Source organism: Pseudomonas sp. S5F11, from assembly GCF_019641515.1.
Taxonomy (GTDB): domain Bacteria; phylum Pseudomonadota; class Gammaproteobacteria; order Pseudomonadales; family Pseudomonadaceae; genus Aquipseudomonas; species Aquipseudomonas rhodesiae.
Map to the genome: position 1 here is coordinate 4,186,127 of NZ_JAIFJZ010000001.1, position 20,117 is coordinate 4,206,243.

At 62.0% G+C, this 20,117-nt stretch carries 18 protein-coding genes; 12 read left to right on the top strand and 6 right to left on the bottom strand.

Going from position 1 to position 20,117, the window contains the following annotated elements:
• Nucleotides 1-53 precede the first annotated feature (53 nt).
• The 4 genes from K1567_RS18840 to K1567_RS18855 form a co-directional block, all read right to left on the bottom strand.
• On the bottom strand, nucleotides 54-1,028 hold the full coding sequence (locus K1567_RS18840; protein ID WP_220698766.1) for a serine/threonine protein kinase: 975 nt from the start codon (nucleotides 1,026-1,028) through the stop codon (nucleotides 54-56).
• 167 nt (nucleotides 1,029-1,195) lie between these two features.
• Entirely contained in the window at nucleotides 1,196-3,094 is a 1,899-nt protein-coding gene (locus tag K1567_RS18845) for a PhoX family phosphatase (RefSeq protein ID WP_220698767.1), read from the bottom strand.
• 81 nt (nucleotides 3,095-3,175) lie between these two features.
• Nucleotides 3,176-3,940 carry a TOBE domain-containing protein gene (locus K1567_RS18850; protein WP_047882498.1) on the bottom strand — a complete coding sequence of 255 codons (765 nt, stop codon included), beginning with the start codon at nucleotides 3,938-3,940 and terminating at the stop codon, nucleotides 3,176-3,178.
• Nucleotides 3,941-3,998: 58 nt separating this feature from the next.
• Complete coding sequence (locus tag K1567_RS18855; protein WP_220698768.1) at nucleotides 3,999-4,736, bottom strand: ComF family protein; 738 nt, start codon at nucleotides 4,734-4,736, stop codon at nucleotides 3,999-4,001.
• Nucleotides 4,737-4,827: 91 nt separating this feature from the next.
• On the opposite strand from K1567_RS18855, the gene bioB reads away from it, so the two are divergent.
• The 6 genes from bioB to K1567_RS18885 all read left to right on the top strand — a co-directional run bounded on the left by bioB (nucleotide 4,828) and on the right by K1567_RS18885 (nucleotide 9,787).
• The gene (gene bioB, locus K1567_RS18860) at nucleotides 4,828-5,883 is read left to right on the top strand and encodes a biotin synthase BioB (protein WP_034101112.1); all 1,056 of its coding nucleotides are present in this window, start codon (nucleotides 4,828-4,830) and stop codon (nucleotides 5,881-5,883) included.
• A 143-nt stretch (nucleotides 5,884-6,026) separates the two neighbouring features.
• On the top strand, nucleotides 6,027-7,193 hold the full coding sequence (bioF, locus tag K1567_RS18865) for an 8-amino-7-oxononanoate synthase (RefSeq protein ID WP_220698769.1): 1,167 nt from the start codon (nucleotides 6,027-6,029) through the stop codon (nucleotides 7,191-7,193).
• Entirely contained in the window at nucleotides 7,186-7,917 is a 732-nt protein-coding gene (locus tag K1567_RS18870; RefSeq protein ID WP_220698770.1) for an alpha/beta fold hydrolase, read from the top strand. The genes bioF and K1567_RS18870 overlap by 8 nt, the downstream gene beginning before the upstream one ends.
• Nucleotides 7,910-8,722: a malonyl-ACP O-methyltransferase BioC gene (gene bioC, locus K1567_RS18875; protein WP_169903053.1), complete on the top strand. Its 813-nt coding sequence runs from the start codon at nucleotides 7,910-7,912 to the stop codon at nucleotides 8,720-8,722. The genes K1567_RS18870 and bioC overlap by 8 nt, the downstream gene beginning before the upstream one ends.
• Nucleotides 8,719-9,399: a dethiobiotin synthase gene (gene bioD, locus K1567_RS18880; protein WP_034101108.1), complete on the top strand. Its 681-nt coding sequence runs from the start codon at nucleotides 8,719-8,721 to the stop codon at nucleotides 9,397-9,399. Before bioC ends, bioD begins: the two co-directional genes overlap by 4 nt.
• Before the next feature lie 106 nt (nucleotides 9,400-9,505).
• Entirely contained in the window at nucleotides 9,506-9,787 is a 282-nt protein-coding gene (locus tag K1567_RS18885) for a hypothetical protein (protein WP_034101107.1), read from the top strand.
• Here K1567_RS18885 and K1567_RS18890 read toward each other — a convergent pair.
• Nucleotides 9,784-10,074, bottom strand: coding sequence for a hypothetical protein (locus tag K1567_RS18890; RefSeq protein ID WP_213548146.1), 291 nt, complete (start codon nucleotides 10,072-10,074; stop codon nucleotides 9,784-9,786). The genes K1567_RS18885 and K1567_RS18890 overlap by 4 nt on opposite strands.
• 52 nt (nucleotides 10,075-10,126) lie before the next feature.
• On the opposite strand from K1567_RS18890, the gene K1567_RS18895 reads away from it, so the two are divergent.
• The 4 genes from K1567_RS18895 (at nucleotide 10,127) to K1567_RS18910 (ending at nucleotide 17,187) form a co-directional block, all read left to right on the top strand.
• Entirely contained in the window at nucleotides 10,127-11,932 is a 1,806-nt protein-coding gene (locus K1567_RS18895; RefSeq protein WP_034101105.1) for a phenylacyl-CoA dehydrogenase, read from the top strand.
• Between the two features lie 204 nt (nucleotides 11,933-12,136).
• Complete coding sequence (locus K1567_RS18900) at nucleotides 12,137-13,426, top strand: diguanylate cyclase (protein WP_034101104.1); 1,290 nt, start codon at nucleotides 12,137-12,139, stop codon at nucleotides 13,424-13,426.
• A gap of 90 nt (nucleotides 13,427-13,516) precedes the next feature.
• Entirely contained in the window at nucleotides 13,517-15,289 is a 1,773-nt protein-coding gene (locus K1567_RS18905) for an acyl-CoA dehydrogenase C-terminal domain-containing protein (RefSeq protein WP_220698771.1), read from the top strand.
• A gap of 119 nt (nucleotides 15,290-15,408) precedes the next feature.
• On the top strand, nucleotides 15,409-17,187 hold the full coding sequence (locus K1567_RS18910; protein WP_220698772.1) for an acyl-CoA dehydrogenase C-terminal domain-containing protein: 1,779 nt from the start codon (nucleotides 15,409-15,411) through the stop codon (nucleotides 17,185-17,187).
• 226 nt (nucleotides 17,188-17,413) lie between these two features.
• On the opposite strand, the gene K1567_RS18915 is transcribed toward K1567_RS18910, so the two are convergent.
• Entirely contained in the window at nucleotides 17,414-18,313 is a 900-nt protein-coding gene (locus K1567_RS18915) for a LysR family transcriptional regulator (RefSeq protein ID WP_034101101.1), read from the bottom strand.
• A gap of 197 nt (nucleotides 18,314-18,510) precedes the next feature.
• On the opposite strand from K1567_RS18915, the gene K1567_RS18920 reads away from it, so the two are divergent.
• Both K1567_RS18920 and K1567_RS18925 read left to right on the top strand, forming a co-directional pair.
• Complete coding sequence (locus tag K1567_RS18920) at nucleotides 18,511-19,776, top strand: aminotransferase class III-fold pyridoxal phosphate-dependent enzyme (protein ID WP_220698773.1); 1,266 nt, start codon at nucleotides 18,511-18,513, stop codon at nucleotides 19,774-19,776.
• A gap of 181 nt (nucleotides 19,777-19,957) precedes the next feature.
• On the top strand, nucleotides 19,958-20,116 hold the full coding sequence (locus K1567_RS18925) for a YqaE/Pmp3 family membrane protein (RefSeq protein WP_003228885.1): 159 nt from the start codon (nucleotides 19,958-19,960) through the stop codon (nucleotides 20,114-20,116).
• The last annotated feature ends 1 nt before the right edge of the window (nucleotide 20,117 follow it).

Sequence of the window (20,117 nt, forward strand, 5' to 3'; positions counted from 1 at the left end):
ATGAGGTTTGCTTTGTGTGGGAGGGGGCAGGCCCTCTCCCACATTAAAAGCACTCAGAAGAGTTTCAGCGGCTCTTCGTTGAGGGCCGAGAGTTGTTCACGCAGGGCCAGGACCTGATCGCCCCAATACCGCTCGGTGCCGAACCACGGAAAACTGTGGGGGAACGCCGGGTCGTCCCAGCGCCGTGCCAGCCAGGCGCTGTAGTGCATCAGGCGCAAGGCGCGCAGGGGTTCGATCAGAGCCAGTTCGCGCGGGTCGAAGTCGTGGAATTCCTGATAGCCGTCCATCAATTGCGACAGTTGCCCCAGGCATTCCTGACGATCGCCAGCGAGCATCATCCATAGGTCCTGCACCGCTGGGCCCATGCGGCAATCGTCCAGGTCGACGATGTGGAACATCTCGTCGCGGCACATCATGTTGCCGGGGTGGCAATCGCCGTGCATGCGGATGTTCTTGTGCGGGGTGGCCTTGTATACCTCTTCCACCCGTTTGAGCAGGTCGCGCGCTACTGACTCGTAGGCCGGCAACAGGCTCTTGGGAATGAAGTTGCCCTCAAGCAGCGTGGTCAGCGAATCGTGCCCGAAGTTCTTCACTCCCAGCGCTTCGCGGTGTTCGAACGGTCGCGTGGAGCCCACGGCATGCAAACGCCCCAGCAACTGCCCCAGCCGATAGAGTTGATCCAGATTGCCCGGCTCCGGCGCACGGCCGCCACGACGGGGGAACAAGGTAAAGCGGAACCCCGCGTGTTCGAACAGGCTCTCGCCGTTATGGATCAGCGGCGCCACCACCGGCACGTCGCACTCGGCCAATTCAAAGGTGAAACGGTGTTCTTCAAGAATCGCTTCGTTGGTCCAGCGCTGGGGCCGGTAGAACTTGGCGATCAGTGGCTCGGAGTCTTCGATGCCCACTTGATAGACGCGGTTTTCGTAGCTGTTGAGCGCCAGCACGCGGGCGTCGCTGAGGAAACCGATGCTTTCGACGGCGTCGAGCACCAGATCGGGGGTGAGTGTTTCAAACGGGTGGGCCATGCGAACTCCTGCGCGCAGCAGGGCGCCGCGTCCGGCCGGGTATGGTAACGCACGCGGCTGGAGATAGGGGGCGACTGTGCCATTGTCATCGGGCGCACGCCCCTCCCATCTTTGAAGGCAGTCACCTGTCAAAATGTGGGAGGGGGCTTGCCCCCGATAAGGCCGTGTCAGGCGCCGACGATGCCGCCGTCATCGCGCCGAATGGCCAGCACCGACGAACGCGGCTTACCGTTGGGCAAGTGCTCCGGCCAGGTCGAGCCACCGGTTTCGCCCGGATGCTGAATGCCCACGAACAGGGTTTTCTGGTCCGGCGCGAAGCTGATGCCGGTCACTTCACACGCCACCGGCCCCACCATGAAACGACGGATTTCCCCAGTGTTTGGATCGGCACAGAGCATCTGGTTGTTGCCCATGCCGGCGAAGTCGCCGCTGTTGCTGTAGTCGCCGTCGGTGAGAATCCACAGACGCCCAGCCTTGTCGAAGCCCAGGCCGTCGGGGCTGTTGAACATGTTCTGCGGGTTGATATTCGACGAGCCGCCCTTGGGCGCGCCGGCGTGTACCGTTGGGTTGCCGGCCACCACGAACAGGTCCCAACTGAAGTCGTCGGCGCCGTGGTCGTCGGCGTTGGCCTTCCAGCGCAGGATCTGGCCGTAGACGTTTTTCTCGCGCGGGTTAGGCCCGCCCACCGGCTGGCCGTCCTCACCGCGTTTGGCGTTGTTGGTCAGGGTGCAATAGACCTGGCCGTCGGTGGGGCTGACCACGATCCATTCCGGACGGTCCATACGCGTAGCCTTGACCGCGCTGGCGGCCAGGCGCGCGTGGATCAGCACTTCAGCCTGGCTGGCAAAACCGCTGCTGGCGTCGATGCCGTTTTTGCCGTGGGTCAACTCGACCCACTGGCCCTTGCCGCGAGGATGATCGGCGTTGCCGTCGCCCGCGTCGAAGATCGCCACGTACAGCGTGCCGTGGTCGAGCAAGTCCTTGTTGGCCTTGGGGTTCTTGTGATTGATCTTGTCGCGGCTGATGAACTTGTAGATGAATTCACCGCGCTCGTCGTCGCCCATGTACACCACAGCGCGACCGTCGCGGGTTTGTGCCAGCGCCGCGTTCTCGTGCTTGAAGCGGCCCAGGGCGGTGCGTTTGGCCGGGGTGGATTGCGGGTCGAAAGGGTCGATTTCCACCACCCACCCATGGCGATTGAGTTCGTTGGGGTTCTTGGCCATGTCGAAGCGCGGGTCGTGCAGGTGCCAGTTGATGTCCTTGCTGGCCGCCACCACGCCGTAGCGCTTCTGCCCGGCGTCGAAGGCTTGCTGCGGGTTGCTGCTACCGAAGCAATCGGTGAAGTTTTCTTCACAGGTCAGGTAGGTACCCCAGGGGGTCATGCCGTTGGCGCAGTTCTGGAAGGTGCCGAGGGCTTTCTTGCCGGACTTGTCGGCGCTGGTCTTCAACCAGTCATGGCCGGCGGCGGGGCCGCTCAGGCGGATCGGCGTGTTGCCGTGGATGCGGCGGTTGTAGCGTGAGTCCTGAACGAACTGCCAGGTGTCGCCCTTGCGCCGAATTTCGATCACCGACACGCCTTCGCTGGCCTGGGCCTTGCGCACCTCTTCGGCCGATTGCGGCGCGCCGCCGTGGGCGTAGAGATAGCGATAGTTGGTGTATTCGTTATTGATCGCCATCAGCGCGCGGTTGTTGTCGCCGGGGAACGGGAACAGGCTCATGCCGTCGTTGTGGTCGCCGAACTGCTGCTCCTGCGCCACCGCTGTGCCGTTGCCGGACGGGTCGAAGGCCGGTGCATTCTTGTGCAGCGGCTGGCCCCAACTGATCAGCACCGAGGCGCTGTAGCCTGGCGGCAGGCTGATGGTGTCGCTGGTGGCGGCGGCGATGCTGTCGAACCCCAGCAGTGGGCTGGCGTTGGCGGCATTGACCGCCAGGGCGCTACGGCTGAGCAGGTTGCCGCCTAGGAACATCGCGGCGCCGCACAGGGCGCCGGCCCCGATAAAGCGGCGGCGGGTCAGGCCGACCATCTGTTCGAGGTCGGTGGCTTGGTTCTCTTCTAACAGGCTCATCTCGGGCTCCTTGAGTGCTTTTTGCCAACACCTTAAGCAGCCGCCGTGACGAAATTGTTGCAGTTTGAAGAAAGCTGCCGCTTACACCGGCGTCCCCAGCAACACCTGGCTCGGCGCGAATTGCACCTGGATCGGTTGGCCGACCGTCGCGCCCAATGCGGCAAGTGCGTTGGTCTGCGCTAAAGCGCAGAGCACCAGGCCATTGGGCAGGCTGATGCGCACTTCGCTGGGGCCGTCGTCGGCGTCGAGAACGGTGTCGATCAAGCCACTCAGGCAATTGTTTCCAGGTGTTGCGGGTTGATCGACCGCAAGCAGTTCCAGCCAGCCGGCCTTGATCAAGGCGACGGTTTCCACGCCCGGTTCCAGTTCCAGCCGTTGCGTGCTTTCGTGGGTGATTTGCGCTTTCACTGTCACACCGCCGGCCAGACGCAGGTGGATCAGGTCATTGCGCCCCTGGGCCTCAATGGCGTCCACGCGGCCATGCAACTGGTTGCGCGCGCTGGTGCGCAGCATCAGGCGGCCGAGCAGGTTGAAGTCACTGGCGGCTTCGTCCGAGGCCAGCACTTGGGCCTGTAGCGCTTGCAGGCGCTGATATAGGCGCAACACCCGCTCGCCCTCCATGGTCAGCTTGGCGCCGCCACCGCCTTTGCCGCCGACATTGCGTTCAACCAAGGGCTTTTGCGCGAGGTTGTTCAGTTCATCGATGGCGTCCCACGCGGCCTTGTAGCTCAGGCCGGCGCTTTTGGCGGCGCGGGTGATCGAGCCTTGTTCGGCAATATGGGCCAGCAACGCGATGCGTTGGGGGCGGCGGATGATGTGCTGGCTGAGGGGCGTCGGCAAAGGCATGGCAATACGCTTGAGTGGGATCGACCGAACGTTGCGGGCAAGACCGAGCGCCGTCAAGTCAGCCGCCGGGCTTGGGCGTGCGGGCCAGGCAATACACATCGACCTGGCGGGCGCCGGCACTGATCAACAGGCGGCTCAGGCTATGGGCCGTCGCGCCGGTGGTGAGCACGTCGTCCACCAGGGCAAAATGGCGGCCCTGCACCTGGGCATTGGCGCAAAGGGCGAAGGCGCCGCGCAGATTGCGCCGGCGGGTTTTGGCGTCGAGGGCCTGTTGCGCAAGGGTTTCATGGGGGCGTAGCAACAGCTGTTCATCGTGGGCGATGCCCAGGTCTTGGCTGAGCCAGCGCGCAAGCATCAATGCCTGGTTGTAGCCCCGTTCGCGCAGGCGCTTGCGGGCCAGGGGCACCGGCAGCAGGCAGTCGGGGCGCGCCAGGTCAGTGTTGTCGAAGCGGTGCTGCACATGCTGCGCGAGCAGTCGTGCGAGCATGTGCCCCAACGGCCAGCGTGCCTGGTGCTTGAAGCGGCTGATCAGGCTGTCGACCGGAAAGCTGTAGGACCAGGGCGCGATCACCTGTTTAAACGCAGGCGGCTTTTTCTGGCATTGACCGCAGGTCAGCCCTTCCATCGGCAAGGGCAGGGCGCAGACATCGCACTTGTCCAGCAGCCACGGCAATTCGGTTTCGCAGACGTTGCACACACAAAGCGCTGATTCGGTGGTTTCATCGCAGATTAAACAGCCATGTTCGTTTTTTAACCAGTTGTAAACCTGGTGTTTGTATCCAAGTTGACAGTACATGAATCTTCCTTAAATATGCCGAGCATCCGTGTCGTGCCTGTGGGTATTGCCTGCCCACAGCGTTTGCCAAAGCATAATCAAGGAACCGCCCATGAGCGCCAGCACCACCGCCCACTTGCGTCACGACTGGTCGTTAGCCGAAGTCAAAGCGCTGTTCGTGCAGCCCTTCAATGACCTGTTGTTCCAGGCGCAGACCGTGCACCGCGCGCATTTCGACGCCAACCGCGTGCAAGTGTCGACCCTGCTGTCGATCAAAACCGGCGCCTGCCCGGAAGATTGCAAATATTGTCCGCAGTCGGGCCACTACAACACCGGCCTGGAAAAAGAAAAGCTGATGGAAGTGCAGAAGGTCCTCGAAGAGGCCGCGCGCGCCAAGGCCATCGGCTCGACCCGGTTCTGCATGGGCGCCGCGTGGAAGCACCCGTCGGCCAAAGACATGCCCTACGTGCTGCAGATGGTCAAAGGCGTCAAGGCCATGGGCCTGGAGACCTGCATGACCCTCGGTCGTCTCGATCAGGACCAGACCGCCGCGTTGGCCGAGGCGGGCCTCGACTATTACAACCACAACCTCGACACCTCGCCAGAGTTCTACGGCTCGATCATCACCACCCGCACCTACAGCGAGCGTCTGCAGACCCTGGCCTACGTGCGCGAGTCGGGGATGAAGATCTGTTCCGGCGGCATCCTCGGCATGGGCGAGTCCCTCGACGACCGCGCCAACCTGCTGATCCAACTGGCCAACCTGCCGGAGCATCCCGAGTCGGTGCCGATCAACATGCTGGTGAAGGTGGCCGGTACGCCGCTGGAAAACGCCGATGACATCGACCCGTTCGACTTTATTCGCATGCTGGCAGTGGCGCGCATCCTGATGCCTACATCCCATGTGCGCTTGTCGGCCGGCCGCGAAGCCATGAACGAGCAGATGCAGGCCCTGGCGTTTTTCGCCGGCGCCAACTCGATCTTCTACGGCGACAAACTGCTGACCACCGCCAACCCGCAGGCGGACAAGGACATGCAACTGTTCGCGCGCCTGGGCATCCAGCCGGAAGCCCGCGAAGAGCATGCCGATGAGGTGCATCAGGCGGCGATCGAACAGGCATTGGTGGAGCAGAAAAGCAGCGAGCAGTTCTACAACGCCGTTGTTTAATTGAAGTGCGATCCAAATGTGGAAGGGGGCTTGCCCCCGATAGCGGTGGATCAGTCATTACATGCACTGGCTGACACACCCTCATCGGGAGCAAGCGCCCTCCCACATTTTGACCGAGTTAAACCTGCCAAACCGAGGCCAGCATGTCTTTCGATCTCGCCGCGCGCCTCGCTGCCCGCCGTGCCCAACACCTTTATCGCCACCGGCCTCTGCTCGACAGCCCTCAGGGCCCGCAGGTGGTGGTCGACGGCCAACCCTTGCTTGCGTTCTGTAACAACGATTACCTGGGCCTGGCCAATCACCCGCAGGTGATCGAAGCCTGGCGCGCTGGTGCAGCACGCTGGGGCGTAGGCGGTGGCGCTTCGCACTTGGTGGTCGGCCATGCCACGCCGCACCATGAACTGGAAGAGGCCCTGGCCGACCTGACCGGTCGCCCACGGGCGCTGCTGTTTACCACCGGCTACATGGCCAACCTCGGCGCGGTTACGGCGCTGGTGGGGCAGGGCGATACCGTGCTTGAAGACCGCCTCAACCATGCGTCGTTGCTGGATGCGGGGCTGTTGTCCGGGGCGCGGTTCAATCGTTACCTGCATAACGACGCCTCCAGCCTGGCCACGCGCCTGGAAAAAGCCACCGGCAACACCCTGGTGGTGACCGACGGCGTGTTCAGCATGGACGGCGATCTCGCGGACCTGCCCGCACTGGCCCGCGCCGCCAAAGCCAAAGGCGCCTGGCTGATGGTGGATGACGCCCACGGCTTCGGCCCACTGGGCGTCAACGGCGGCGGGATAGTCGAGCATTTCGGCCTGAGCCAGGACGATGTGCCGGTACTGGTTGGCACCCTGGGCAAAGCGTTCGGCACCGCCGGTGCGTTTGTGGCGGGCAGTGATGACCTGATCGAGAGCCTGATCCAGTTCGCCCGGCCGTACATCTACACCACCAGCCAACCGCCCGCGCTGGCCTGCGCCACGCTGAAAAGCCTGGAGCTGCTGCGCACCGAACACTGGCGCCGCGAGCACCTTGACGCGCTGATCCGTCAATTCCGTGCGGGGGCCGAGCAGCTAGGTTTGGACTTAATGCCCAGCTTTACGCCGATCCAGCCGATCCTGATCGGCGACAGCGCCAGGGCGATGCGCTTGTCCCGGATGCTGCGCGAGCGCGGCCTGATGGTCACCGCGATCCGCCCGCCCACCGTGCCCGCCGGCAGCGCGCGTTTGCGTGTGACGCTAACCGCCGCCCACACCGCGGCGCAGGTGCAGCAATTGCTAGAGGCGTTGGAAGCGTGTTTGCGGGAGCCCGAGCATGCGTGATCGATTGATTTTGCTGCCTGGCTGGGGCCTAGGCGTTTCACCGCTGGAGCCGTTGGCCGCTGCATTGCGTGGCTTGGATGAGCACTTGCAGGTGCATATCGAACCGCTGCCTGCGCTGGACTCCAGCGACCCGAATGAGTGGCTCGACGAACTCGACGCCACGCTGCCGGACAACGCCTGGCTGGGCGGTTGGTCCCTCGGTGGAATGCTCGCCGCTGAGCTGGCCGCCCGGCGCGGCACGCGTTGCTGCGGGCTCCTGACGCTGGCGAGCAACCCTTGTTTTGTCGCCCATGACCACTGGCCCAGCGCGATGCCCGCCGAAACGTTCGATGCCTTCCTCGCCGGTTGCCACGCCGACTCCCAGGTCACCCTCAAACGCTTCGGCCTGTTGTGTGCCAAGGGCGCCGACGACCCGCGCGGTCTGGCGCGCTTGTTGGTCAGTGGTGCGCCGATTACGCCTTCCACCGTATTGATGACCGGCCTTGAAGTGCTCGCGCAATTGGACACCCGCGATGCGTTGCTGGCCTATCGCGGGCCGCAATTGCACCTGTTTGGCGGCCTGGACGAGTTGGTGCCCGCCGAAGCCGCCAGCGAACTGCTGGCCCTGCTGCCCGATGTTGAAATCGGCCTGATTGAACAGGCCGGCCACGCTTTTCTTCTGGAAGACCCCCACGGTGTTGCGGCGGCCATCCAGGCTTTTTTGCATGAGTGCGTAGATGACTGATTTATCCCTTCCCCCGCTGCCCGGCGCTTTGCCGGACAAACGCCAGGTAGCGGCGTCTTTCTCTCGCGCGGCGGCCAGCTACGACAGCGTTGCCGAGTTGCAACGGGCGGTGGGCGGCGAATTACTGGCGCGTTTGCCGGCCGGTATCGCACCAGCGCGCTGGCTGGATATGGGCTGCGGCACCGGTTATTTCAGTCGAGCGTTGGGTGAGCGGTTGCCCGACAGCCACGGCGTGGCGTTGGATATCGCCGAAGGTATGCTCAATCACGCGCGGCCATTGGGCGGCGCGGCGCATTTCATCGCCGGAGATGCCGAACGGCTGCCGCTGAAGAATGAAAGCTGCGGGCTGATTTTTTCCAGCCTGGCGGTGCAATGGTGTGCCCATTTCAATGCGGTGCTCAGCGAGGCCCACCGCGTGTTGCAGCCGGGCGGGGTGCTGGCGTTCGCCAGTCTGTGCGTGGGGACCTTGGAGGAACTGCGCGAGAGCTGGCGCGCCGCCGATGGTCTGGTGCATGTCAATCGATTCCGCACCTTCGACGCGTATCGGCAACTGTGCGACGCCAGCGGTTTGCGTGTGCGGTGCCTGGAACGCCAGCCTCACGTGCTGCACTACCCGGACGTGCGCAGCCTGACCCATGAACTCAAGGCGCTCGGTGCGCACAATCTGAACCCCGGTCGGCCTGGCGGCTTGACGGGCCGCGCGCGCGTTGCTGCACTGATCCAGGCGTATGAGCAGTTCCGTCAGGCCCAGGGCCTGCCGGCGACTTACCAAGTGGTGTATGCCGTACTGGAGAAGCCTCTATGAGCGCCGCTTATTTCATTACCGGCACCGATACCGATGTCGGCAAGACCACCGTCGCCGCCGGCCTGCTACACGCGGCCCGGCAGGCCGGCAAGAGCACGGCGGCGGGCAAGCCGGTGGCGTCCGGGTGTAGCGTGACCAGCAAGGGCCTGCGCAATGCCGATGCGTTGGCGCTATTGGCCGAGTGCTCGGTGCCGCTCAATTATGCCGAGGTCAACCCACTGGCGTTCGAACCGGCCATCGCTCCGCACCTGGCCGCGCGGGAGGCGGGCGTTGCGCTGACGGTGCAATCGCTGCTCAAACCCATGCAACAGGTTTTGGCGCGGCAGGCCGATTTCACCTTGATCGAAGGGGCTGGCGGCTGGCGCGTGCCATTGACCGACCAGGCCAACCTGTCGGATCTGGCCATTGCGCTCAAGCTGCCGGTGATCCTGGTGGTCGGCGTGCGCCTGGGCTGTATCAGCCATGCCTTGCTGACCGCCGAAGCCATTGCGCGGGACGGTTTGCCGCTGGCGGGATGGGTGGCCAATATCATCGACCCCAAGACCTCTCGTCTGGAAGAAAACCTTGCCACCCTCGCCGAACGCTTGCCCGCGCCATGCCTGGGGCGCGTGCCCAAGCTCAAGCAGCCCACGGCTGAGGCAGTAGCCGACTACCTGCAATTGGACCTGCTTGACTGATTTTGGCTATCAGCAAGGCATTGTGCCATTAGTGTTATTGACGGGTGTTTTGCCACGATCTCTGGTTCAATCGGGGCTCACGATTCTCTAAAGGCAGGTTAACGCCATGGAAATCTCAGGAAGCAGTGCGTTTTATTCGGGCCTGAGCACCATTCAGACGGGGCAGAACCGCGTCGACCAGGCCGCCGGTAAAATCGCCAGCGCCGCAACGACTCAGCCTTCGGATGCACAGGTTGACCGGCTGCGCGCCAACGACCGAGCCCAGCCGTCCAACTCGGCGAGCAATATGGTCGAAATGGCCGAGGGTAAGTTTCAGGTGGAGCTGGGTGTCAAAGTCGCCAAGGCTTCGGATGAAATGCTCGGTACGTTGATCGACACCTACGCTTAGCCCGCACTTTTTCTGTTGAGCGGGCCTGCGTAGCAGCTCGACATCTGAATACCTAATCCCTCCCGATCTAGTGGGGCGGTCACAATCGTGGCTGCCCTCAGTTCGACGCGCACCAGTTCGCTCACCGCGCGTCTTGCGTAATGATTTCCTACACTCACTCCCTGTGGCGTCGCGCCGCAGGCATTGCCGTGCGTGGCATTGATGCCCGTCATGACAAACGGCATCCGAGCGGTGCTTGACATCCCCAGGTCGTAAACGTATGTTTCAAACACCTGTTTGACCGCCACAGTTCATCCACGCGGTTGTTCATTCCAGATACATCAGCAGAGGTTTATCGCTATGCCTGACTACAAGGCCCCCTTGCGTGATATTCGCTTCGTTCGTGACGAACTGCTTGGCTATGAAGCGCACTATCAGAGCCTGCCGGCTTGCCAGGACGCTACCCCGGACATGGTCGACGCCATCCTTGAAGAAGGCGCCAAGTTTTGTGAGCAAGTACTGGCACCGCTGAACCGCGTGGGCGACCTTGAAGGGTGCACCTGGAGTGAGTCGGGCGTTAAAACCCCAACCGGTTTCAAAGAAGCCTACAAACAGTTCGTCGAAGGCGGCTGGCCAAGCCTGGCCCACGACGTGGAGCACGGCGGCCAAGGCTTGCCGGAATCCCTGGGCCTGGCAGTCAGCGAGATGGTCGGCGAAGCCAACTGGTCGTGGGGCATGTACCCAGGCCTGTCGCATGGCGCCATGAACACCATTTCCGAGCACGGCACGCCCGAGCAACAAGAGGCGTACCTGACCAAGCTGGTGTCGGGCGAATGGACCGGCACCATGTGCCTGACCGAGCCGCACTGCGGCACCGACCTGGGCATGCTGCGCACCAAGGCCGAGCCACAGGCCGACGGCTCCTACAAAGTCTCCGGCACCAAGATCTTCATCTCGGCCGGTGAACACGACATGGCCGATAACATCGTGCACATCGTGCTGGCCCGCCTGCCGGACGCGCCGGCCGGCACCAAAGGCATCTCGCTGTTTATCGTGCCCAAGTTCCTGCCGAATGCCGATGGCACCATCGGCCAGCGCAACGCGGTGAGCTGTGGTTCCCTGGAACACAAGATGGGCATCCACGGTAACGCCACTTGCGTGATGAACTTCGACGCGGCCACCGGTTTCCTGATCGGCCCGGCGAACAAAGGCCTGAACTGCATGTTCACCTTTATGAACACCGCTCGCCTGGGCACCGCGCTGCAAGGCCTGGCCCACGCCGAGATCGGCTTCCAGGGCGGCCTGAAATACGCTCGCGATCGCCTGCAAATGCGTTCCCTGACTGGCCCGAAAGCGCCGGACAAGGCCGCCGACCCGATCATCGTGCACCCTGACGTGCGTCGCATGCTGCTGACCATGAAAGCCTTCGCCGAAGGCAACCGTGCGATGGTGTACTTCACCGCCAAGCAAGTGGACATCGTCAAGTACGGTACCGACGACGAAGCCAAGAAACAGGCCGATGGCCTGCTGGCCTTTATGACCCCGATCGCCAAGGCGTTCATGACCGAAGTCGGTTTTGAATCCGCCAACCACGGTGTGCAGATCTACGGCGGCCACGGCTTCATCGCCGAGTGGGGCATGGAGCAGAACGTTCGCGACAGCCGCATTTCGATGCTGTACGAAGGTACCACCGGCATCCAGGCCCTGGACCTGCTGGGCCGTAAAGTGCTGATGACTCAAGGCGAAGCGCTCAAGGGCTTTACCAAGATCGTGCACAAGTTCTGCCAGGCCAACGAAGGCAACGAAGCGGTCAGCGAGTTTGTCGCACCGCTGGCGGCATTGAACAAAGAGTGGGGCGAACTGACCATGAAGGTCGGCATGGCGGCGATGAAAGACCGTGAAGAAGTCGGGGCCGCGTCGGTGGACTACCTGATGTACTCCGGCTACGCCTGCCTGGCTTACTTCTGGGCCGATATGGCACGGGTTGCCGCTGAAAAGCTGGCCGCCGGGACTACCGACGAGGCGTTCTACACCGCCAAGTTGCAGACCGCGCGCTTCTACTTCCAGCGCATCCTGCCGCGTACTCGTACCCACGTGGCGACCATGCTGTCGGGCGCCAGCAACCTGATGGACATGAAAGAAGAAAACTTCGGCCTGGCTTACTAAGCCTTACCGGGTTTCTTGGAAACCGCCGCAGCCCAAAGGCTGCGGCGGTTTTTTTTCGACGGTTAAAAAACGCAGCTCAGCGCTCAGGGATTGAGCCTGGCTGCCGTTACAGTGATGGCAATGTGACGCATCCCGCGCAAGGTGTGCTTAACTGTTTGCGCTAAGGCAAAGTGCCATTACTTTTTGCGGGTCGGAGCTTTACCCTTGTCACGCGTGTCCGCTTTACGTTTCAGCCATTTCCTTCCTTCGTTGCTGCTTTTACTGGCCGGGCTCTCGGCTGCGTACGTCAAGGACCTCAACGTCTTCTTCACGTCGCTGTTCAACGTGTTGCCGACCCTGGTGCTGTTGCTCGGCGGCTCGTATTGCGCGGTGTACCGCCGTCAGCGCGAACTGTTTCTGATGATCACGGTGTACGTCGCTTACTTCCTGCTCGATACCCAGACCGATTACTACCGCGATAACGGCCGCGTGCGTGAAGACGCAGCGGTGGTGTTTCATCTGTGCTGCCTGTTGTTGCCGTTGCTGTTCAGCATTTATGCGCTGTGGCAGGAAAAAACCCATCTGTTCCGCGACTTTGTCGCACGCTGCGCCGTGCTGCTGGCCGTCGGCAGTGTCGCGCTGGCCTTGGAGCAAAGTTATCCCCAGGCGCTGCTGAACTGGCTGGCGGAAATTCGCTGGCCGGCGCTGCATGGCAGCTGGATGAGCCTGATTCAACTGTCATACCCGATGTTTCTGATTGGTTTCGTCACCCTTGCCGCGCAGTACTGGTACCAGCCGCGTCCGCTGCATGCGGCGCAATTGGTGGGCGTGATGGGGTTGTTCTGGATGCTGCCGCAAACGTTCATCCTGCCGTTCACCCTGAACATCATGTGCAGCCAGGTCATGTTGATGATCGCCGCCGGCGTGGCCCATGAGGCTTATCAAATGGCGTTCCGTGACGAGTTGACCGGCCTGCCCGGGCGGCGGGCCCTCAACGAGCGCATGCAGCGCCTGGGGCGCAACTATGTGCTGGCGATGACCGACGTCGATCACTTCAAGCGCTTCAACGACACCCACGGCCATGATGTGGGCGATCAGGTGTTGCGCCTGGTGGCGAGCAAGCTGTCCAAGGTCAACGGCGGCGGGCGCGCGTACCGTTACGGCGGGGAAGAGTTTGCCGTGGTATTCGCCGGCAAGACCCTGGATGAGTGCCTGCCGCACTTGGAGGAGATCCGCGAGATCGTCGCCAACTACGATATCAAGCTGCGCAACGCGGACCGTCCTCAGGATGACCAACAGGGCCGTCAACGTCGGGCGGGTAGCGGGGCGTCGAGTGTCTCAGTGACGGTCAGCATCGGTGTGGCCGAGCGCCAGGTGGAGCAACGCACGCCGGAAGAAGTGCTCAAATCCGCCGACCAGGCGCTGTACGCGGCCAAGGGCGCGGGACGTAACTGCGTAATCGCGGCCGGCCAGAACCGCCGTGGCGCGGTACGCATGCAGAGCGCTGCCGGTTGAGTAATGGCGGTGTATTCAGCGGCCCTACAGTGATTGAACGGCGTGCCGGCCGGCGGTAGGTTGGAGCGATCTGCCGCCGGAGACATCGCCATGCCTGAGTACAAAGCTCCCCTGCGCGACATGCGCTTTTTGATCGACAACGTGTTTGATTTCCACGGTCACTACGCGGCATTGGGCGCGATGGACGCCAGCCCGGACATGGTCAGTGCCATCCTCGAAGAAGGTGCGAAATTCTGCGAGAACGTGCTCTCGCCGCTCAACCGTAGCGGTGATGAAGAGGGCTGCCATTTCGACAATGGCGTTGTGACCACACCCAAGGGCTTCAAAGAAGCGTTCGCCCAGTACGTGGAAGGTGGCTGGCACGGCGTCGCGGCCGACCCGGCCTACGGCGGTCAAGGCTTGCCGCAATCACTGGGCCTGGTGCTCAGCGAGATGATCGGCTCCAGCAATACGTCGTGGGGCATGTACCCCGGCTTGACCCACGGCGCCATGTCGGCGATCCACGCCCATGGCACCGCCGAACAGAAAGACACCTACCTGAGCAAACTCACCGCCGGCGAATGGACCGGCACCATGTGCCTGACCGAAGCCCACTGCGGCACCGACCTGGGCCTGATCAAGACCCGCGCCGTGCCCCAGGCGGACGGCAGCTACGCCGTCACCGGTAGCAAGATTTTCATTTCGGCCGGCGAGCACGATCTGAGCGCCAATATCATCCACCTGGTGCTGGCCAAACTGCCGGACGCACCGGCGGGTACCAAAGGTATTTCGTTGTTTATCGTGCCCAAGTTCCACGCCGATTCCGGCGAGCGTAATGCGGTGCACTGCGGCTCCATCGAACACAAGATGGGCATCAAGGCCTCGGCTACGTGCGTGCTGAACTTCGACGGCGCCAAAGGCTTTCTGATCGGCGAGGCCAATAAAGGCCTCAACTGCATGTTCACCATGATGAACCACGCGCGCCTGGGCACCGGCATGCAGGGGCTGTGCAATGGCGAGGCGAGTTTCCAGGGCGCGATCAAGTACGCCAATGACCGCCTGCAAATGCGTTCTCTGACCGGCCCCAAGGCCCCGGACAAGCCTGCCGACCCGATCATCGTGCACGCCGACGTGCGACGCATGCTGTTGACCATGAAGGCCTTCAACGAAGGCAATCGGGCGCTGGCCTATTTCACCGCGCAACTGCTGGACACCGCCCACCTGGGCGACGACGCCGCCCAGCGCCAGGAGGCCGAAGACCTGTTGGCCTTCCTCACACCGATCTGCAAAGCCTTCATGACCGATACCGGCCTGGAGGTGACCAACCTCGGCATGCAGATCTTCGGCGGCCACGGCTACATCCGCGAATGGGGCATGGAGCAATTGGCGCGGGATGCGCGGATCGCACCGATCTACGAAGGCACCAACGGCATCCAGGCCCTCGACCTGCTGGGCCGTAAGGTGCTGGGCAGCCAAGGTAAGTTGCTACGTGGGTTTACCAAGATCGTGCATAAGTTCTGCGCTGCGAATGCCGAACACCCGCAGCTCAAGGGGTATGTGGCGCAGCTCAATCAGTTGAACCAGGAATGGGGCGAGTTAACCACCAAGGTGGGCATGGCCGCGATGAAGAACCCGGACGAAGTGGGCGCGGCGGCTGTGGATTACTTGATGTACAGCGGGTACGTCATCCTCGCCTACTTGTGGCTACGCATGGCCATTGCCGCGCAGTCCCACAGCGACGGCGAGTTCGCCAAGGCCAAGTTGGCCACCTGCGAGTTCTACTTTAAACGCCTGTTGCCGCGCACCATCACTCATCGTGCGGCGGTGGAGGCGGGGAGTGAGTGCCTGATGAGTCTGCCTGCGGAGGCATTTATGTTGGGGTGACTTAAAAATACTTGTCAGTCACAAGCAGACCCTATGTGTCTCAAAAGTTGTTCGGTTACACTCGGGGCCTGTAAAACCGATCCTACCGAATCACTTTTTACGTTCTAACGAGGTTTGCCATGGCTGATTACAAAGCGCCGCTGCGGGATATGCGCTTCGTCCTCAACGAAGTGTTCGACGTCGCCAACACCTGGGCTCAGTTGCCGGCGTTGGCAGACAGCGTAGATGCCGAAACCGTTGAGGCGATCCTCGAAGAAGCCGGCAAAGTCACCGCCAAATCCATCGCCCCGCTCAGCCGCGGCGGCGATGAGCAAGGTTGCCGCTGGGCGGACACGGTGGTATCGACGCCGGATGGTTTCCCACAGGCCTATAAAACCTACGCCGAAGGCGGCTGGGTGGGCGTGGGTGGCGACCCCGCGTTTGGCGGCATGGGCATGCCCAAGGCGGTGTCGGCCCAGGTTGAAGAGATGATCAACTCGTCGAGCCTGGCGTTCGGCCTGTACCCAATGCTGACCTCCGGCGCCTGCGTGTCGATCGCGACCCACGCCAACGAAGACTTGAAAGCCACCTACCTGCCGAAGATGTATTCCGGCGAGTGGGCCGGTTCCATGTGCCTCACCGAAGCCCATGCCGGTACCGACCTGGGGATTATCCGCACCAAGGCCGAGCCGCAGGCGGACGGTTCATACAAGGTCAGCGGGACCAAAATCTTTATCACCGGCGGCGAGCACGACCTGACCGAAAACATCATCCACCTGGTGTTGGCCAAGTTGCCCGATGCGCCGGCCGGTCCCAAGGGCATCTCGCTGTTCCTGGTGCCTAAGTTTATGGTCAATGCCGATGGCAGCCTGGGCGCGCGTAACCCAGTGAGCTGCGGCTCCATCGAACACAAGATGGGCATCCAGGCGTCCGCTACCTGCGTGATGAACTTCGACGAAGCCGTGGGTTATTTGGTGGGCGAGCCTAACCGTGGTCTGGCGGCGATGTTCACCATGATGAACTACGAGCGTCTGGGCGTAGGCATTCAGGGGTTGGCGTCCGGTGAGCGTTCCTACCAGAACGCCATCGAGTACGCGCGTGACCGCTTGCAAAGCCGTGCGCCGACCGGCGCCCAGGCCAAGGACAAAGTGGCCGACCCGATCATCGTCCATCCCGACGTGCGTCGCATGCTGCTGACCATGAAAGCGTCGAACGAAGGTGGCCGTGCGTTCTCTACCTACGTAGCCACCCAATTGGATATCGCCAAGTTCAGCGACGATGCCGTCGCCCGCGAGCGCGCCGACAACCTGGTGGCCTTGCTCACGCCGGTGGCCAAGGCGTTCCTCAGCGACTTGGGCCTGGAAACCACCGTGCTGGGTCAGCAAGTGTTTGGCGGCCATGGCTACATTCGCGAATGGGGCCAGGAACAATTGGTGCGCGATGTGCGCATCACCCAAATCTACGAAGGCACCAATGGCATCCAGGCCCTGGACTTGATGGGGCGCAAGATCGTTGGCAGCGGCGGCGCGTTCTATCGTTTGTTCGCCGACGAGGTTCGCCAGTTCACCGCGACAGCCGGGGCTGAGCTGGGCGAGTTCATCCGTCCGCTGAACGCGGCGGTGGATAACCTGGATGAGCTGACGGCCTGGGTGCTTGATCGCGCCAAAACCAACCCGAACGAAATCGGCGCGGCGTCGGTGGAGTATTTGCATGCGTTTGGTTACATGGCCTATGCCTATATGTGGGCACGCATGGCCAAGGCCGCATGGGGCAAGGAAACCGAGGACGACTTCTACGCCAGCAAACTGGGCACTGCACGCTTCTACTTTGCGCGCCTGCTGCCGCGTATCCACTCGTTGTGTGCGTCGGTAAAAGCCGGTAGCGAATCGCTATTTTTGCTGGATGAAGCCCAGTTCTAAAGGCTTGGAGGGCGTGTAAGCAATCTCTTACATGACGTGCTGCTAATCGTCCTCTATCGCCACATTGGATCCATCGATAATCTACTTCACATGGACGTCGCGCAGGAAGCGCAAAGCAACAACACGGACACGTAGGATTCTGCCAGGACGGCGGAGTGAAATGGATGTCAGGGAAACAGTCTGCAAAGCCCCGCTTCGGCGGGGTTTTCTTTTGCCCGCGAAAAAGTCAGGCGGGCGTCTGCGGGGCATTCATCACGTCTTCAAGCAAGGTGCGCAACAAGGCCATCGTTGCCTGTTGGCGCTGCACATCGCGACACACCAGGCCGACTTTCAAGGGCACCCGTGGTTCGCTCAGGGGTTTCCACAGCAGTGACTGACTGTTGTGTTCGTCCTGGGAGCGTCCCGGCAGCACGGTGGCCAACCGGGTGTGCGGCAAGCTGTCGAGAATCCCCACCATGGTATTGAGTTCGGCCTGTACCTGCGGGCGCCGCCCGAGGTTAGCAAGTTGGCCTTGCCAGATTTGTCGGATCTGAAACTCTTCCCCCAGCAGCAACATCGGCAACTCAGCCGCCTGTTTCAGCGACACTTTCTTGAATTCCCGCAAAGGATGATCCTCAGGGATCACCACCTTCAGCTCATCTTCGTACAGCAACACGCCTTGCAACCCCGGCTGACGCGGCGGCAGGTAGCTGATGCCGATGTCCAGCGAGCCGTTGAGCAGTCGCCGTTCAATCTCCAGCCCGGTCAATTCGTAGATCTGCACCACCAGATGCGGTTGGGCCTTGCGCACCCGTTCGAGCATCTGTGGCACCAGGCTGGTATGCACGGTCTGCAGCACGCCGATGGCCAACGTGCGCAATGCCTGGCCTTTGAAGTTGCGCAACGCTTCGACGGCGTGTTGCATGCCATCAATCAGCGGCAGTGCATGGTTATACAGCGTGTGCGCCGCCAGCGTCGGCAGCAGGCGTTTGCTGCTGCGTTCGAATAGGCTGACGTCCAAGTGCTGTTCCAGATGGCGGATCTGCTGCGACAGCGCCGGCTGGGAGATCGAGAGACGTTCTGCGGCCCGCCCCACATGGCCTTCTTCATACACCGCGACGAAATAACGCAGTTGCTTAAAATCCATAAGGTTTGCTTATCGAAAAAGCTGGAAAAACGAAATGGCCGAAGGCCGCCGAGGCGCCTAGTCTAGCGCCTATTCGCAGGGCTTACAGGGCCGGATCGTGCAATGAGCAGCGTTCTTTTTAATAGCGTTTACATAGGCAACTCAAAAAACATCCAAGTCGTGAGTGGACAATGTCCGCTTGCTGTCGGGGGTGAAGTGTGAATCTGTTTACCTTACGCCGGCCCGCGCCTAGCCTGGATGACTTGGTACTGGATTCGACGCCCGATGAACCGTCCAGTGATGCGCTGATGTCCACCGTCGCTAAGCCCCCGCAAGTGTTCGTACGCGGCCAGGGCTCTTGGTTGTGGGACAGCGACGACCGCGCCTATCTGGATTTCAGTCAGGGCAATGCTGCCAACAGCCTTGGTCACAGCCCGCAGGTGTTGATCAACGCCCTGGCCGACCAGACCCAGGCATTGATCAATCCCGGCATGGCCCTGCACAACCGTGCGCAACTCAACTTGGTCGAACGCTTGTGCCATCGCACGGGCAGCGACCAGGCCTACCTGCTTAACAGCGGCGCGGAGGCGTGTGAAGCGGCCATCAAACTGGCGCGTAAGTGGGGCCAACTGCACCGCGGCGGGGCCTATCGCATTATCAGTGCGAGCAACGCTCGACATGGCCGCAGCTTCGCGGCACTCGCCGCCTCGTCGGGCGCCCAGGAAAACCGCTTTGAGCCGCAATTGCCAGGCTTCAGTCATGTGCCATTCAACGACTTGCCGGCATTGCACGCGGCGGTGGACGCTCAGACGGTGGCGATCATGCTTGAGCCGATCCAGGGCGCCGGCGTGGTGCCCGCCAGCGAGCACTACCTCAAGGGCGTCGAACGGCTGTGCCGGGAATTGGGGATTTTGCTGATCCTCGACGAAGTGCAAACCGGCATCGGCCGTTGCGGAACACTACTGGCCGAGCAGCATTATGGCGTGCGCGCCGACATCATCACCCTGGGCAAGGGCTTGGGCGGCGGTGTGCCATTGGCGGCGCTGCTGGCGCGTGGCAACGCGTGCTGCTTCGACGTCGGCGAGCTGGAAGGCACCCATCATGGCAATGCGCTGATGGCGGCGGCCGGTGTCGCCGTTCTCAACAGCGTGCTGGAACACGGTTTTCTTGAGCAGGTGCGTGAGACCGGCCTCTATCTGAGCGAAGGCCTGGCTCGCCTGGCTTACCGCTATAACCATGGCGCCGTGCGCGGCCACGGCCTGCTATGGGGGCTGACGTTGTCGGAAGACTCCGCGGATGCAGTGGTCAACGCGGCATTACATGAAGGACTGATCCTCACCGCGCCACAGCCCGACTGCCTGCGCTTCACCCCCGCGCTGACCGTGAGCAAAGGCAACATCGACGAAATGCTCCTGCGCCTGGCCCGCGCCTTCTCCCGCGTGCGCACCGCGCAATTGCAGTGCCGCAAAGGCATTGCCGTTTAACCCCAATTCCTGAACCGTCTCGCGGTATACGCAACGCCCCCAGCCTGATTCTTTTGGCTGGGGGTGTTTTTTTTGCCTGATCGTTAACGCATGGCTTCGTGCCAGATCCACTGAACCCTCACGAACACCCAAGGTCGATTAGCTACACGGCTCGCACGAGCCGATTGATTGGAGCTGACCCATGGATTTCATTCGTATCATCATCGCCATTCTGTTGCCGCCATTGGGTGTGTTCCTGCAGGTAGGTTTCGGCGGCGCGTTCTGGCTGAATATTCTGCTGACCCTGTGCGGTTACATCCCAGGCATCGTCCATGCGGTGTATATCATCGCCAAGCGTTGAG